This is a genomic window from Microcoleus sp. Pol12B5 (assembly GCF_036701335.1).
GTDB lineage: Bacteria > Cyanobacteriota > Cyanobacteriia > Cyanobacteriales > Microcoleaceae > Microcoleus.
This window is the reverse complement of the sequence record NZ_JAUBQQ010000004.1, coordinates 82,236-97,380: the sequence shown is the minus strand read 5'-3', so window position 1 is coordinate 97,380 and position 15,145 is coordinate 82,236. Positions and strand designations below refer to the sequence as shown.

At 46.0% G+C, this 15,145-nt stretch carries 14 protein-coding genes and 1 pseudogene; 4 read left to right on the top strand and 11 right to left on the bottom strand.

What is annotated here, in order from left to right; all coding sequences use genetic code 11:
- Window positions 1-132 precede the first annotated feature (132 nt).
- Together QUA24_RS03880 and QUA24_RS03875 are read left to right on the top strand one after the other, a co-directional pair.
- The gene (locus QUA24_RS03880) at window positions 133-2,007 is read left to right on the top strand and encodes an adenylate/guanylate cyclase domain-containing protein (protein ID WP_333227367.1); all 1,875 of its coding nucleotides are present in this window, start codon (window positions 133-135) and stop codon (window positions 2,005-2,007) included.
- Between the two features lie 120 nt (window positions 2,008-2,127).
- On the top strand, window positions 2,128-2,730 hold the full coding sequence (locus QUA24_RS03875; protein WP_333227365.1) for a Uma2 family endonuclease: 603 nt from the start codon (window positions 2,128-2,130) through the stop codon (window positions 2,728-2,730).
- 9 nt (window positions 2,731-2,739) lie between these two features.
- Here the strand turns inward: QUA24_RS03875 and QUA24_RS03870 are convergent.
- The 4 genes and pseudogenes from QUA24_RS03870 to QUA24_RS03855 form a co-directional block, all read right to left on the bottom strand.
- A pseudogene (locus tag QUA24_RS03870) lies at window positions 2,740-2,919 on the bottom strand (YebC/PmpR family DNA-binding transcriptional regulator); the annotation flags it as partial.
- Window positions 2,920-3,172: 253 nt separating this feature from the next.
- Window positions 3,173-4,675, bottom strand: coding sequence for a hypothetical protein (locus tag QUA24_RS03865; RefSeq protein ID WP_333227363.1), 1,503 nt, complete (start codon window positions 4,673-4,675; stop codon window positions 3,173-3,175).
- A 122-nt stretch (window positions 4,676-4,797) separates the two neighbouring features.
- Complete coding sequence (locus QUA24_RS03860; RefSeq protein ID WP_333227360.1) at window positions 4,798-5,565, bottom strand: YebC/PmpR family DNA-binding transcriptional regulator; 768 nt, start codon at window positions 5,563-5,565, stop codon at window positions 4,798-4,800.
- Between the two features lie 145 nt (window positions 5,566-5,710).
- Window positions 5,711-6,349 (bottom strand): histidine phosphatase family protein, encoded by a 639-nt coding sequence (locus tag QUA24_RS03855; RefSeq protein ID WP_333227358.1) that lies wholly within the window; start codon window positions 6,347-6,349, stop codon window positions 5,711-5,713.
- Window positions 6,350-6,935: 586 nt separating this feature from the next.
- Here QUA24_RS03855 and QUA24_RS03850 point away from each other — a divergent pair.
- Window positions 6,936-7,292, top strand: coding sequence for a DUF4864 domain-containing protein (locus QUA24_RS03850; protein ID WP_333227356.1), 357 nt, complete (start codon window positions 6,936-6,938; stop codon window positions 7,290-7,292).
- 7 nt (window positions 7,293-7,299) lie between these two features.
- On the opposite strand, the gene QUA24_RS03845 is transcribed toward QUA24_RS03850, so the two are convergent.
- Window positions 7,300-8,001 (bottom strand): class I SAM-dependent methyltransferase, encoded by a 702-nt coding sequence (locus QUA24_RS03845; protein ID WP_333227354.1) that lies wholly within the window; start codon window positions 7,999-8,001, stop codon window positions 7,300-7,302.
- A gap of 333 nt (window positions 8,002-8,334) precedes the next feature.
- On the opposite strand from QUA24_RS03845, the gene QUA24_RS03840 reads away from it, so the two are divergent.
- Window positions 8,335-10,197, top strand: coding sequence for a polysaccharide biosynthesis/export family protein (locus QUA24_RS03840; RefSeq protein WP_333227352.1), 1,863 nt, complete (start codon window positions 8,335-8,337; stop codon window positions 10,195-10,197).
- A 350-nt stretch (window positions 10,198-10,547) separates the two neighbouring features.
- Here the strand turns inward: QUA24_RS03840 and larE are convergent, their stop codons facing one another.
- The 6 genes from larE to fraC all read right to left on the bottom strand — a co-directional run bounded on the left by larE (window position 10,548) and on the right by fraC (window position 15,008).
- Entirely contained in the window at window positions 10,548-11,375 is an 828-nt protein-coding gene (gene larE / locus QUA24_RS03835; RefSeq protein ID WP_333227350.1) for an ATP-dependent sacrificial sulfur transferase LarE, read from the bottom strand.
- A gap of 135 nt (window positions 11,376-11,510) precedes the next feature.
- Complete coding sequence (locus QUA24_RS03830) at window positions 11,511-11,663, bottom strand: hypothetical protein (RefSeq protein WP_333227348.1); 153 nt, start codon at window positions 11,661-11,663, stop codon at window positions 11,511-11,513.
- A 212-nt stretch (window positions 11,664-11,875) separates the two neighbouring features.
- Complete coding sequence (locus QUA24_RS03825; protein WP_333227346.1) at window positions 11,876-12,289, bottom strand: hypothetical protein; 414 nt, start codon at window positions 12,287-12,289, stop codon at window positions 11,876-11,878.
- A 161-nt stretch (window positions 12,290-12,450) separates the two neighbouring features.
- Window positions 12,451-13,224 (bottom strand): ABC transporter permease, encoded by a 774-nt coding sequence (locus QUA24_RS03820; RefSeq protein ID WP_333227344.1) that lies wholly within the window; start codon window positions 13,222-13,224, stop codon window positions 12,451-12,453.
- 261 nt (window positions 13,225-13,485) lie between these two features.
- A complete protein-coding gene (locus QUA24_RS03815) occupies window positions 13,486-14,484 on the bottom strand; it encodes a DUF5357 family protein (protein ID WP_333227342.1) in 999 nt (332 codons plus the stop codon).
- Window positions 14,485-14,489: 5 nt separating this feature from the next.
- Complete coding sequence (gene fraC, locus QUA24_RS03810) at window positions 14,490-15,008, bottom strand: filament integrity protein FraC (protein ID WP_333227340.1); 519 nt, start codon at window positions 15,006-15,008, stop codon at window positions 14,490-14,492.
- Between the last annotated feature and the right edge of the window lie 137 nt (window positions 15,009-15,145).

The window sequence follows — 15,145 nt, the reverse complement described above, 5'->3', positions numbered from 1 at the left end:
AATATCTAACTTTTAATTCCCAATTGCCGTCGGTGCTTGAGTTATCAGGGTTTTGAATTAACCGCACTCAGAGGCCGGAAAAAATCGCACTCAGCGGTGTGCTAATCTGCTGCCCTTATTCGCTAGGCAATTATGCTGAAAAAACTACCTTTATCCTGGTCTCGCTACATTCCAGCCGGGTTGACGCTGGCTTTGGGTGTCGGGCTGTCGGCCCTGGCATTCGCCTTGGTTTGGGACTGGGAAGACAAGCGCCGCGACTACGAAATGCACCGCCGCATTGACGATATTTCGATCGGCATCGAACGCCAGCTCAACTCCGACTTAGATACTGTTCTCGCCCTCAGCGACTACATGAAAGCCTTCAGCGCCGTCGAGCGTTCCTCTTTTGCTCGGTTTGTCACCCGTCCCCTATCCGTCCACCCCAGCCTGCAACTCCTGGCTTGGGCCCCCCGCGTCCCCAATTCGCAGCGGCGCAACTACGAAACCAAAGCTAGAACCGAAACAGAACCCAGCTTCGAGATTACAGAACGCGGCCCGCGAGGAGAACTCCGCAAGGCCCTCCAGCGTTCCGAATACTTCCCGGCTTTCTACGTCGAACCACCAGCCGGAAACGAGACAGTATTAGGCTTTGACCTCGCCTCCCACCCAGAAATCCGCGCCGCGCTCGATCGAGGGCGCGATACAGGAGAAATGATTGTCACCAACTACATCGGCTTAACTCAGGGCACTTCCCCGGAACAGGGTCTTTTGGCAATAGTTCCGATTTACGAAAACAGCAGTAACCCGACTACCCTGGAATCCCGTCGCCAATTGCTACAAGGATTTGTTCTGGGCGTATTTCGAGGCAAAGATATTTTCCAAACCTCTTTAAAAGGACGCAATACCGACTACCTCAATATTTATCTCGTTAGCGAGGCTCCAGACAAGCCACAAGCAGCGCCACTGTTACCGCAAAGGGCCAACCAGGTTCTCAAAAATCTCCCTGCTGAGAGGCAAATTCAGCAATTTGCGGTGCAGTTCCAATCGGCGAGCCAACAAGTGCTTCCAGCATCAGCCGCTGCTGACCGATCCCTGATGCAAAACTGCCCGATTCTTGACAATCCAGGCCCGAACTATACAGCTTGCAGAAGGCGGCTGAAAATTAGCGGCCGCCAGTGGTCTATGTACGTGTCAGCAACACCGGAAATTCGCAGGCTTCGCAAGCACTGGCGCTCTTGGGGAACTCTGACGATGGGGATGCTGTGGACTCTGATTCCGGTGACATATATGCTGACATCTTTGAGCCGCACCGCCCAAATCGAAAAGCTAGCCCGAGAAAGAATTCGCCAAGCCGAACAGTTGCAGGCTGCTTACCTACAATTGGAACTCGAACAAGCTAAATCCGAGCAACTGCTGCTGAACGTTTTGCCCGCAGCGATCGCCCTGCGTTTGAAGGACAATGAACACAATATCGCCGAAAGTTTTGCGGAAGTAACTGTGATGTTTGCCGACATTGTGGGGTTTACAGAGCTTTCGTCGAGAATTTCAGCGACGGCGGTGGTGGAAGTGCTCAACGATATTTTTTCGGCTTTTGACCACTTGGCCGATCGCCACGGTTTAGAGAAAATTAAGACTATTGGTGACGCTTACATGGTTGTCGGCGGTTTGCCTACGGCCAGAGAGGATCACGCCGAGGCGGTTGCGAACATGGCGATCGATATGTTGCACGAAATTCGGCTCCTCAGTTTAGAACATTCGGAACCTTTCAGCATTCGGATCGGGATTAGCAGTGGCCCTGTCGTTGCCGGCGTTATCGGCTTAAAAAAGTTTATTTACGACCTCTGGGGCGACACAGTAAATATTGCTTCGCGCATGGAATCCCACGGGATTACCGGCTGCATTCAAGTCACCGCCGAAACCTACGAGATATTAAAAGATAAATATACTTTTCAGAAGCGCGGCGCTATTCAAGTTAAGGGCAAGGGATACATGGTTACTTATTTGCTTACTGGGAAAAAAGATTATTAATCCAGCCCAAAAACGGATACAAGCCTCCGATTCCCCGATCGACTCAGACTTTCGATCGCAAAGCTAAAATAGTCTAAGCTCAAGGTATTCTATCACCCCTACACTAACTGAGGAAAAACCATGACGACGCTGCTAATTCAAACCCAAAGCGTCCCAATGACAGTCAATTTCCCTGCGATCCAATCGATGACTGTTGAACAGTTCTATGAATTCTGTCTGGTTAATCGCGATTTGAGAATTGAGCGTACTGCCAGTGGGGAAGTTATCATTATGTCACCCGCCTTTTCAGATACAGGGAATCGAAACGGTAAGATTGCCCTACAATTGGGGAACTGGGCAGAAGAAGATGGCACAGGTGAAGCGTTTGACTCCAGTGCCGGCTTTACCTTGCCAAATGGAGCAACCCGATCTCCCGATGCCTCATGGATTAAACTAGAGCGCTGGAATGCCTTAACTGAAGAACAAAAAGCCTCATTCGCACCGATTTGTCCAGACTTTGTGATTGAATTGCGGTCTGCTAGTGACACTCTCAAGGGATTGCAAAACAAGATGCAAGAATATATTGAGAACGGTATATCGCTCGGCTTTTTGCTCGATCGCAAAAACAGAAAAGTCTACATCTACCGTCCCGATTGCGAACCTGAAATCTTGGATAATCCTGAAACAGTCAGCGCTGATCCAGAGTTACCGGGATTTGTCTTGCGGATGGCAAAAATCTGGTGATTTAGATTGTTAAACCATACTCAAAGACATCAATTCATCAGTCATTTCAAAATTCGCCGTCACGCTTTGCACATCGTCCAAATCTTCCAGTGCATCCATTAACTTCAGGAGCGATCGAGCTTTTTCAGGAGTGTCTATTTCCACTGTATTGCTGGGAATCCAGCGAGTTTCCGACTGCAAAACTGCAAATTTTTTTTCAAATGATACTCCCCGCTCTTTTATAGACTGGGATTCTTGGTTCATAGATCCCTTATTTTTTAGCTCGAATCACTAAACCAATTAACTGTTATCGTCCCAGAGTTTTACCCCATTCGCTTGAGCCAGTTTATGAGCATTGGATTTGACATTTCCTGGCGTGAACGCACGGAGGAGTTTGTGATCTAGCTTAGACTTCAGTTTGTGCTTCAGTGGCTTCCGATACCCCATCCTCGATCAAAGTTGGCTAGGCTTGCTTTTGAGCTTGCTTTCTTTTGCTCAAAACAGCCCGTTGAATTGTCAGCAAAATTTTCCCCTCTTGTTCATTAATTTCACCGTCAGCCTCGATGATCTCAGTGCATCGCTTTAAAAGTGGTTCGGCAAAATCGAGTTCGAGTTGTTCGAGTAAAATATCCAACTTGGGAGGCAATTTAGACTTATTTTTCACAGCTTCAATCTCAGCTAAAGACTTGGGATTTAAATTCGCCAGTTGTAGTTGGGGTAATAACTCATCCCATCGGGTAAATTTTTGGCTGGTATAGACGACATACACCAAAATCCAATCCATCACCGTTTCTTGTGCGATCGCTTTCTCTAAATATTGCTCACTTTCCGCTTGCAATACCTCTCGTAAATCTTCGAGCTTGGTTTCGATTTTCGAGGAATCGAGATCGGCTTCATAAAACCGACAAGCACCGTATCCCAGCGCGTAAATCATTGCCGCACTGGCGCTAGCATTAATCACCGCACCCGCCAAGGGAATATTGCTGACAAGCGTAACTCCAGCTTCGATCGCTAAATTGCTACCCAAGGATAAACCGAAAATAGCGACAACTTCTTTTTGGCGATCGCTCGATTGCAAATCCTTTCCATAGGCGGCAGCTATTTGATAAACCAACTCGGCGGATAACGCCGTCATTGCCGCTAAATCCATGCCAGCCAACGCCAAAGCTGCGCCCGGAACTAAACTGCTAACCAAGCCACTTCCTGCCGCTAGCAAGGCTTTTTCCACCATTAAGCGATGTGCGATTTCTTGAGGTTTCTCGTGAGGATATTGGCGCTGCAACTCTCGAACTTGCGCCTCGGCAGTCACGACATCAACTTTATTGATCGCATTAACTAACCAGTCGATTTTGAAATTTTCAGTCAGTTTTTTCAAGATAGGACTCTGGGAAATCGAACCGAGGGCTGAATCCCAAAAATTGGGAAATTGGAGTGCTGCACTTCCGGCATTCCCTACCGCATTGCCTACCGCACTCGCGGTATTAACAACAATCTCACCTCCAGCACTGCTTGCTGCATTCCCCACCGCACTCGCGGTATTAACAATCGCACTTCCGGCATTCCCTACCGCATTCCCTACCGCACTCGCAGTATTCACGATCGCACTTCCGGCATTCCCTACCGCACTGGCGGTATTAACAACAATCGCATCTCCAGCACTGCCTGCTGCATTCCCTACCGCACTGGCGGTATTAACAATCGCACTTCCGGCATTCCCTACCGCACTCCCTACCGCACTCGCCGTTGCAGAGACGGCTCCGAAAACGGAACCGAACCAATTAGATTTATCCCCTGGTTTAGCCTGCACCTCCGATTCGGATCGATCCTTGGTTTCTGATACTTCTGTTGCTGACAGAACTTCTTCTGAGTGGGTGCTGTCTTTTTTGCTTTCGTTGTTATCTAGCATGGCTTTACTGTGGGTTGAGATTTTCAATGCAGCTTTTTCAGCAATGCGTTGGATTGACACTCCCCCCTCGCGTACAGATGGGGATTCGTTTCCTGGTAATAGTGTAGCGCGATCGTCCCGCTGGCGATTTTTCGTCTTTTGCAGTGCCAGTAGGACGCTCCCGATCCCTCATCTTTAAAGCATTAAACCATGACCGAAGACATCAATTCATCGCTCATTTCAAAATTCGCCGTCACACTTTGCACGTCGTCCAAATCTTCCAGTGCATCCATTAACTTAAGGAGCGATCGAGCTTTTTCAGGAGTGTCTATTTCCACTGTATTGCTCGGAATCCAGCGAGTTTCCGACTGCAAAACTGCAAAATTTTTTTGTTTCAAAACATCAGCCAACTGTTCCAAATTAGCCACGCTTGTAAATACCTCTGCACCTTCAGTATCCTCATCAATTAATATCAAATCATAAGATTCCGCAGCCGCCTCTAGCGACGCTTCAAACAATTGTTCCTCATCAATCGGGCCGCGTACCGTACAAACTCCTTTGTTGTCAAACATCCAGCCCACACAACCTGTTTCGCCCAAGTTTCCGCCATTTTTAGTAAAAGCTTCTCGCAAGTCAGCCGCTGTGCGGTTGCGGTTGTCTGTCAGCGCTTCAATCAGAATAGCAACCCCGCCAACGCCGTAACCTTCGTAGCGAATAGCTTCTAATTCCGAACTTCCCCCCGCCAAGCCCGCACCTTTGGCGATCGCCCTTTCTATGTTTTCATTAGGAATATCCGCCGCCTTGGCTTTTTCAATAGCCGTCCGCAGTTGAAAGTTGCCAGCGGGATCGGGAACTCCGCTGCGGGCCGCGACAATAATTTCGCGAGATATTCTAGCAAAAACCTTGCCTTTAACGGCATCAACTCTAGCTTTTTGGCGTTTAATATTCGCCCACTTACTGTGTCCTGCCATACCTATTTAAGCTTTTCGATTTAAAATGTGCGATCGAGATTAAACAATAACACCCAGATTCGGACTAATCAGATTAACGTAGGGTGCACCTCGGCGCACCTTACACACATAGCATAAAATGCGATTTTTCGCACGAATCTCAACTTTAATTAAACCGGATCACGGTTTCAGAATCAGTCAGGTGAGAAGTATCGCCATTAAGTGCGATCGACCATTCTCCCTCACCCCGCACCACTTTCACTAAACAGCACAAAGAAGCGTTAATTTCCGTTTCTGCACAGCCCGCCAGCCCGATCGCAGTTCCTAAAACCGACGCACCGTGACCTACCAATAGCATATCTTCTGGAAACTCAGCCGCGAGGCGTTTAGCAGTTTCCCCCGCCCTTTTGAGACAAGCTTCCCCAGTTTCGGGATAATTAGCAATACCGCCTTTGTAGGAAGCATCAATCCTGGGAAAACGCCTGCACAAAGCTTCGACTGACTCTGTTTCCGGCATTTCTGTCATCCATTCAGGATTCAGCCATTCGCAAAGTCCCCACTCTAATTTTATCGACAAATCAAGAGCTTCGGCCGCATGATTTGCTGTTTGGACAGTTCGCAAAAAAGGGGAAGCAAAAATATGAGAAATTCCTTCACCTTTGAGGCGATTGGCGAGTTGTTGGGCTTGAACGTGACCGTCTTCGGAAAGGTGGGGATCGTAGCGGTGTTCTGCGGTGATAAACCAGTCGGGGTTAACGAAGTCGATGCGGTTTCCGTGTCGTGCGATCCAGACTGTTTGTGGCATGAGTTGGTTTGAGTTTGGATTATGGGTCTGATATTATATCAAATATTAGTCATTAGTCACAAGTCATTATTTTAAGTATTAACTAATTTTCCGACCGTTAGTAAAATACAAAAGTCTTTAATTAATTTTACCGCAACTGTGCGTTATATTGTACGCAATTATTTGACACTGCGCTAAAAGTACATCAGTCACTCTGTATTGTCCAATGGCTCAATCTATAAAGCAACTCCACCCCCAACCCCCAAATTCAAGCCATGCCCAGCGATTCGGTTCACGCGCTCGTGCTTTCATGGCTGAATCAGTCCAACAGGAATCTCAGCGACTTTGAACGCCTAATCGCAGAAATTGCCGAGTAAACGGAGGGATATCAGTGGGGATAAATTGACACAGCAAACGAGTTTCAACCCCTCAGCGAAGAAGAAATGATCGCCAATAGTCTGGCAGCCTTGCAAGATTACCAGACAAACAAGACGGGCATTGGACACGATCGGGTTAAGCAATGGGCAGATAGTCTAGGGAGCGATCGCGAATTCCCATGCCCTCAGTAATTTGGACGCAGATATAGCAGCACTTTATTATCAAAATTATGCAAATTACTGATAGCGATCGCACTACCATTCGCTCAGTCGTAGAACAGCAACTGCAAGCATTTCAAAAAGACGATGCTGCTGGGGCTTTTTCCTTCGCCAGTCCCGGAATTCAGCAGCAGTTTCGCACCGCCGAAAACTTTATGCACATGGTAAAAATTGCCTATGAAGCTGTCTACCGTCCGCGATCGGTATTATTTGAAAACCTCACCACTGTAGAAGAAATTCTCGCTCAGCCGGTGCTGTTGCTGGACTCGGAAGGCATCCCAATCAGAGCCATTTATCTCATGGAAAAACAGTTTGATAATAGTTGGCGAATTAATGGCTGTTATTTGGTTTCCCTACCAGAAGAATAAGTTATACTTATTTTTCTGCGGAGCTTTTTTTGCTAATTCGCAGCATCTTATTCCCACCTTTTTGAAACTCATAAGGAGCCTCTTGAATTTCTACACTAAAATTTCTCTTTTTCAATTCGGCGACGATCGGGTTTAAGTGATCGGATTCCTCTCCGCTAAAACTCTGCAATAGAGGGAATACCCGGACTTCCTTTGCAACCCGACACATTTCTGTAATTGCTTCTAGATGAAATTCTTCGGAAAGCAGGTGAGAATAAGCAAATAAGAAATGGCTGCACAAAGCTAAATCGAATTTACCGTTCTCGAAAGGCAAAACTGGCAGCTCAGCATTAATGTATCGGCCTTGCTCTAAGCCAGAGGGAAAATCTTCTAAAAATTCCTCCATCGCTTTCATTCGCACTTCGCCTAGCTGGTAGGGCGATTCAAAATTGTTCCACAGGTAGCCGTCTAAATTGGCTTTAACACCGTCAATCACAGTTTGATATGTTTCTTGGATGCGATCGCCAATTTCTACCGCAGTAAACTGATAAACTGGATCGCAAGAAATTACTTTTTTACCTTGGCGAGTCATTTCGGCATTGAAACTTGCCGGACCGCCGGCACAATCAAGAATTGCTAGCTTGATGTCACTTGATGTTAAGCTAAACATTCCTATGTATTCATCCAAGCACCGTCCCCAGGGAATCACCTTATCCAATTTTAGTGACACTTGTCTTTGTCCTGCAGAGAGAATTATTGAACATTTTACCTCAAAGCAGGGTGGTTTTTTCCTATCTCCTTTCTGTGGCGGGTTGATTTGTATCGCGAGTTATGTATGAAAAATTTTGCTCAAACGAGATCCTAATCCTGACAACAGTTGGCGGGCTTTACACTTTCTTTACAAAAAAGGGACAAAATAGTTAAGTACGATCGTACAATTTTTATGCTTGCACCTGTGGATTTTGCAGCACAGCGAGGCTACACTGGACAGCAGGGAAAATAAACTAAAATCCACTAGCTAAATTGCTCTTGTTCATTGGCAGGCTGCAACCAGGGAAGAAAGATGAAACATACCATTCAAACCGCTACAAGTCTGAGTTTGTCAGCACTCCTGGTGCTATTGAGTTCGCTGCCCAGTAGAGCTCAGTTACCTGCCGTCAGAAATCCTGCGCCCGCTAGGAACCCAAGCCAACCGAGAGTACTGCCGCCACCTCCGGGTTCGAGTTTGCCGCCGATCGGCAATTCTGGTTCGCTGACACCAGAAGCAGCTTATACTTTAGGCCCGGGCGATCGCATTGCTTTAGATATCTTCGGCGTCCCTGAATTCAGCAGAGAATATCAAGTGTTAGTTGATGGGACGCTCAATTTGCCAATTATTCGCAGCGTCTCAATTCAAGGGTTGACCCTGCAACAAGCCGCTAATGTGATTACCCAGCGATACGAACCCTTCATCAATGTTCCCGTTGTTACCGTGACTGTGATCGTCGCTCGCCCCCTAAATATAGGTCTTGCGGGTGAAGTTACTCGCCCGGGTTCATACAAGATTAATCCCACTAGAGAAGGAGGAGGAGTAAAATTCCCGACTTTGATGGAAATGCTGCAACTTGCACAAGGGGTGACATCAGCAGGAGATATGCGAAATGTCCAAATTCGTCGTTCCAACAGAGGTGGGCCGGAGCAAGTTACTAATGTTGATTTGCAGGATTTTTTAGACACGGGAAATTTGCGTCAAGATGTCACGATTCGAGATGGAGATACAATTTTTGTACCGACAGCAAGGGCTCTGAATACTCAAGAAGTTCGCCAAAGAGCCAGTGCTAATTTTTCCGCTGATATTACTAAACCAATTGGTGTGGTAATTGTCGGGGAAGTAAACCGGCCGGGGCCTTATACTGTATTTGCTTCGGATGTGCGATCGAGCAACCAACAAACAGAGTTGAGTTTTGTATCTATCGACCAACAGCAAGGAGCAGTTGTAGGCTTACCAACAATAACTAGAGCATTGAAAATTGCTGGTGGTATCACTACAGAAGCTGACATTCGCCGCGTGCAAATCCGCCGCCGAGTCAGAGGTGGCAATGAACAAACTATCATGGTAAATCTGTGGGATTTGCTGCAAAAAGGCGACGCAACTCAAGATATTTTGCTGCAAGAAGGAGATAGCGTAATTATCCCGACAGCAGCTACTGTAGACTTAGCGGAAGTTTCTCAAGTCGCAAATAGCAGTTTTTCTCCGAACGCGATTAGCATCAATATTGTAGGAGAAGTAATTAGGCCTGGGGCTTTGCAGGTGCGACCTAGTACATCCCTGCACCAAGCTTTGCTGACGGCAGGCAGTTTCAATCAATTGCGGGCTAAAAAAGACAAGGTAGAACTATTGCGATTGAACCCCAACGGTACTGTTTCTCGCCGCACGATCGAGGTAGATTTTGCTCAAGGGTTGAATCCTAATAATAACCCCACTCTCCGCAACGACGATGTGATTCTGGTAGCGCGATCGGGCTATGCTAGGGTAGGAGACAATATCAACAGTTTTTTGCAGCCAATAACAGGAGTTGCAAATGGGATCAGCGCTGTTAGCGGCGTTTTTACTGGGTTTCAAGCAACTATCAACGCTTTTCAAAACTTATTTTTGGGAGGCGATTTTGAGCGGCGAAATCAGCTCAGACAGATTCGCGAACAACGTCAAGACAGACAAGAGCAACGTGAAGACAGACTGCTAGAAAGAGAGCTACAACGTGAAGAAAGACAGCGGCAAGCTGAAGACAGATTGCTGCAACTTGAAGACAGACGCTTGCAACTCGAAGACAGACAGCGGCAAATAGATCTTGAGAATCGGCAACTCGAGATCCAGCAGCAGCAACTTCAGCTCCAAAATCAGCAGCAGCAAATGCAGCCACAGCAAATTCAGCCAACTACTCCTTGATCAGACTCGGGCGTTGAAAATTAGCCACCCTCTTTATGACTCGGCGGTTGAAACCGCTGCATAGAGTCATTCGATTTTAGATTTTAGATTTTAGATTTTGGATTGATCCCACGGATAAATTCGGGGGATTGTACTATCAAGAAATTCGCGGCGTTGTTGATTTACGGTATGAAACGCTAAATATGGCTGTCATAGAAACCAGTATCCACAAAGCTTTGGGATTTTAAAGTTATTTTTTTCATACCCTGATTCAGCAACGCCACTATAAAGGTTGGATTGCCATGGTTCCCCTTTGTCCATTTCCCAAACTACATCAATCATGAGAAATTTTTTGTATTCGGGAAAATTAATCAACCTTTTGCCTGCAACAATTGCGGCTGCAAAACCTGATTTAATTTGCCACTGCGAAACCCCTCCAAATCCAAAGTCGCGTAAACAAAACCAAACTCTTGAAACACCGCGACTAATGCAGGCAAATCTGCATTTAACACAAACTGCTTAATCTCCTCTGCTGGTAACTCAATGCGGGCCGTATCTCCGTCCGATCGCACTCGCAAATTTTTCAGTCCCAACTGGCGCAAATACCGTTCGGCGCGCCCCACTCTTTGCAACTTTCTAACGGTGATTTCTTCGCCGTAAGGAAAGCGCGAACTCAAACAAGGTTGAGCCGGTTTGTCCCACCAAGGCAAACCCAATTCTTTGGCCAACTGCCGCACTTCCAATTTACTCATGCCTACTTCTGCTAAAGGCGATCGCGCACCGCGTTCCTTCGCAGCCTGAATTCCGGGACGGTAATCCTTTAAATCGTCACCATTAACCCCATCAACCACATAAGGATAACCCTTTGCTAGTGCTAGAGGTTTCAAAGTATCATGCAGTTCGCTTTTGCAGAAATAGCAGCGGTTAACTGGGTTAGAAGTATAATTTGGGTTGGCCATTTCCTGAGTTTGTACTTCCTGGTGGGCAATGCCAATTTCTGCTGCTTGAATGCGCGCATCTTCTAAGTCTTCTGGCAGTAAAGACGGGGAAACAGCCGTCACTGCCAAAGCGCGATCGCCCAACACGTCAAAAGCGATTTTGGCTACCAAAGTGCTGTCAATTCCGCCGGAGTAGGCAATCAAAGCCCGTTCCATTTGTGCGAAAATATTTTTTAATTCTTCGAGTTTTTCTATTAACATAATTTTACCTTGTTTTACCAACATATAAGTAAGACAGTAAACTCAAGAAAGAAGGATGAAGAAAGCATATTTCGATCGGGTTCTCTTCTTCCATCAAACCTGTTCATTCTTCCGACTTCCCTCAGACTTGTAATGCTATTCGGGATCGAGACCGAGGGCTGCCAATCGAGCCCAAAGTTCTGGATTTCGCTGTCTTTCCTGTTCCAGCAGCGTTTCGGCTAACTCTTTGTCTTGCTGTTGGCGATCGGCTCGCTGGCGTTCATTTTCTGCCCTTTCTTCCGGCCACAAAAGCAGTTCTCCGCCCTCCGTCCACCAGCGCAGTCAATATCCTGTTCTACCTTCGCGAGTTCCCTGCCACACTCCCAAAAATAGATTTAATCCAGGTATTAAATAACGTCGATTTTCATCAGGATTTTGATTGTCATAACGCTCTGATTCAAGCGCATAAACTTTTATTCTGCCTGTATGCGGTCGAAAAATGACATAGCGAGGAACTTTGATTACTTGTTCGGAAAAAAACACTTGCCAATTTCTTCTGTGTGTTCGAGAGAGTATTCGTCGCCATAAGTAGCTGATAGAAATTCCATCACTACAAAAGGGACTGTTCCTTCGGTATGAGGCGTGTAACTGCGGCGGGGATAGTTGTGAGGCCTCTTTTGAACCGGCTGCACGTACATCCAGTCTGGGGCTTTGCAAATAGTGCGATCGTCCACAGCAGCACACAAAGCAAAATTAGAAACTATTAGTGCGTCTTGCATTAGTTCCGGGGAATCCACTACAGACTGGCGCAAACCGTTAGCTAGCAAGGGATGGTCTATATCGTCTATAGGGTCGTCTGGTAGGATGAAATCATCGGGTAGCAGTGGCCAAGTAATCTTGAGCGGGGATATCGGTTTGTGAATTATAGTAGTCATAAGTCACCTCATTTTACCAATAAAAGTTTGAGTTTTAGTCGAAATTGGCGATCGATAACCTTCTCTATATCTTAGCGCTCTAAGTCGATAATAAAATGGTTTGTAGTGAGGATTTTAGTCTTCACTACAAACCATTACCCTAAAGGTGCGGAATGCGCGCTTTAAAATTCCCGGCGGGAAAATATGGCGATCGCAATTGACAGCAGGAGCACCACATACAGCAAACCGTAGCCAGCATCTGTAATCAAACCTGCCAAGTAAGGAACTTGTCCGTAAACAGCATCGTTTCTCAAATTGAATCTGGCTAAATCCGGCAAAACCAGATAAAGTCCCATCATCAATTGTTCAAGGCCAGGATTTTTAGCTAACTTGCCCAAAGCCACTAAATCCCGCGTCGAATGTCCCATTAAATAAACGCCAAATGTCAGTAAAGTTGCCAGCAACGAACTGCTAAAAACCCCAAATAAAATCCCGACACTAGCCATCAGACACAGCTCAAACCAGATAAACAGCGAAGCGATTAAAATGCTTTCCAAAGGGAAAGGAATGCGGCTCAAACTCAGAATAGCCAGATAGATAACAGTCATTGCCACTACAAGCACCGCCAGCACCGCCGACAGCCCTAAGTGCTTGCCCACAATTAACTCAGCCCGACTTATCGGCTTGGCAACTAACAGGTAAACAGTGCGCTTTTCTATTTCTTTGTTGACCAGTCCGGTAGCCACAAAGACTGTGGCAATTAGACCGAGGAGGCTCATAGCAGCCAAACCGACATCTAAGATAATTTTCTTTTCGGTTGTCGCCGCCAATTCCGGTATCAACCGGACCGAGGCGCCCATCAACAGAGCAAAAATAATAATTAAGTAAAGGATGCGATCGCGAATTACTTCCCAAAATACATTGGTCGCGACTGTCAAGATTCTTCTCAAATTCATCTAGTTATTAACCCGCTGAAAACTTTCGCCATACTTTAGTGTAAGGAAGAGGGAAGAAGGAAGAGGGAAGAAGGAAGAAAGAGGATTTTTTCCATTTCAGACTCTCATATCAAATCCGTTAGCATCGGAATAGTAAATTCGAGTTGACTGTCAACAGTCAACATCATAAGGAGTGTAACCGGAAATGATATCAGACTCTCCCACTTTCAGACTCTCCCACTTTCCCGCTATACCCATCGCAATTAGTTAACACAGACAGAATCAAACTTGACTGTCCCTCGCCGTTCCATCTTTTTTCTGTCCGGGTTGAGAGCGTTTGATGGCATCGCAGGTTACAGTCGCCCTATTGGCTATCTCGAACACCTCGCAAGATTTGGTAAACGAATATATTTCCGGTCTAAAAACCAATCCCAGCCAAGTTGCCTGCATCTCTAACTGATAGCGGGACTCTCCTTGGACGATAGAAGTTTTAACATCCCACCTCGCATCTTCTGCGACTACCCCAGTTGTTTTTAACGCTTGATTCCGCAGAAAAAATCGCTCGTTGTCAATATCTATTAACATTTGCTCTACTTGCGCCCACGGTTTTGTGCGGGCTTCATTTCGCAGGTATCCCTCCATTGCATTGAGGATGACAACTCCTCGGGAGCGATTAATAGTTGGTCGTTGAAATGTCACCACATAATCGCTTTGCCTTAAATCCTGAGATAAAACGCTCGGATACTGTTGTATCCAACCTTGAATTAAAAAGTGAAAAGCAAACCAACAGGAAAACAGCAGGTGAACTAGAGTAATCATCAAAAACTGAGGGCGCACCAACGACCTGATACCTTCCCGTTTTGACTCACTATTCCAAATCTCTATTGTAGCCAGAACTACTACTGCTATAAGTGGGCCGGATATCCATGCTATTTCCTTCCTATCCGACGGCAATCTTATCAGTAACCACAAGCCAATTAAGATGCTTGTCACCCACGGACTCAGACTTACTCCTTTAATGACAAAAGGTTGCTGGCTTGTCAGCAAACCCATTGAAAGTGTAAATAATAACCAGCTCATATCAAAAAGCAGAGTTCTCGTCCGCCAGTCAGTGACTGCCGCCACTGTCAGCAAAGCTAAAAATATGCTGAGCAGTAAAGGAGTCTTCCAGTGAACAACTTTAGGCGGAATCATCGCCTTTTGGATTTTTTTATTGGTTTCCCAAATGTTGTTCGTCAGCTTAGTGAGTTGCTGAGTGACATCAAAAAATTGCTTCATCATAAATTTCAATAGACGCTTTGCAAAAACAACACGGTTAAAATAACGAGATTGCTAACAGTGTGGGCGATTAAAATTCCCCCAAACTGGGTAGTTACTTGAAAAGTTTTTTTGGGAGGACGGCGGGTGAGGGTTGGTGGCCCTAAAAACTGAGGTTTGGCAGCTTTTTTATTGCCGGAAACCATGTTGTCTATGAATTCTAATCCCTGCCATTTAGCTACAAACGTTACTGCTAATACTGAGAGTGCTATCATAGTTATTGGAGCGTAAACATTATCCCCACGTCCTAATAAAATATAACCGATAAGCTGTTCCCGCAATTCTTTGCTAAGAACGCTTTCAATGCCGAAGAAAACTAACCAGCCTACGCAAGTGCAAGATAGATTAAGGATGGCTGTATATTCAATGCTGGTTTTGGGGCCGAGTTTAAGTAGTTTTTGCAAAAACCACGATTCGATCGCGATCGCCAAAAACATAATTAAAATTTGCACCAAAACAGTCCGAAATGGGAAAACACTCGCAATCATAAGCCTTTAGGTATATCAGTCCGTGTTAAATTTTAATTGTACAGCACAAACGGAATAATCTTAACCGGAGGTTTGAGCACCTGATTGCGTTAGATCGCTGCTTAAAAGATTGGGGGTTATAAGTTATCGTATAATCT

Bases quoted from the DNA above. Each gene is read 5' to 3' on its own strand.
- QUA24_RS03820 (WP_333227344.1), bottom strand. From the start codon at position 13,224: ATGAATTTGAGAAGAATCTTGACAGTCGCGACCAATGTATTTTGGGAA.
- QUA24_RS03815 (WP_333227342.1), bottom strand. From the start codon at position 14,484: ATGATGAAGCAATTTTTTGATGTCACTCAGCAACTCACTAAGCTGACG.
- QUA24_RS03850 (WP_333227356.1), top strand. From the start codon at position 6,936: ATGCAAATTACTGATAGCGATCGCACTACCATTCGCTCAGTCGTAGAA.
- fraC (WP_333227340.1), bottom strand. From the start codon at position 15,008: ATGATTGCGAGTGTTTTCCCATTTCGGACTGTTTTGGTGCAAATTTTA.
- QUA24_RS03825 (WP_333227346.1), bottom strand. From the start codon at position 12,289: ATGACTACTATAATTCACAAACCGATATCCCCGCTCAAGATTACTTGG.
- QUA24_RS03855 (WP_333227358.1), bottom strand. From the start codon at position 6,349: ATGCCACAAACAGTCTGGATCGCACGACACGGAAACCGCATCGACTTC.
- QUA24_RS03880 (WP_333227367.1), top strand. From the start codon at position 133: ATGCTGAAAAAACTACCTTTATCCTGGTCTCGCTACATTCCAGCCGGG.
- larE (WP_333227350.1), bottom strand. From the start codon at position 11,375: ATGTTAATAGAAAAACTCGAAGAATTAAAAAATATTTTCGCACAAATG.
- QUA24_RS03860 (WP_333227360.1), bottom strand. From the start codon at position 5,565: ATGGCAGGACACAGTAAGTGGGCGAATATTAAACGCCAAAAAGCTAGA.
- QUA24_RS03840 (WP_333227352.1), top strand. From the start codon at position 8,335: ATGAAACATACCATTCAAACCGCTACAAGTCTGAGTTTGTCAGCACTC.
- QUA24_RS03875 (WP_333227365.1), top strand. From the start codon at position 2,128: ATGACGACGCTGCTAATTCAAACCCAAAGCGTCCCAATGACAGTCAAT.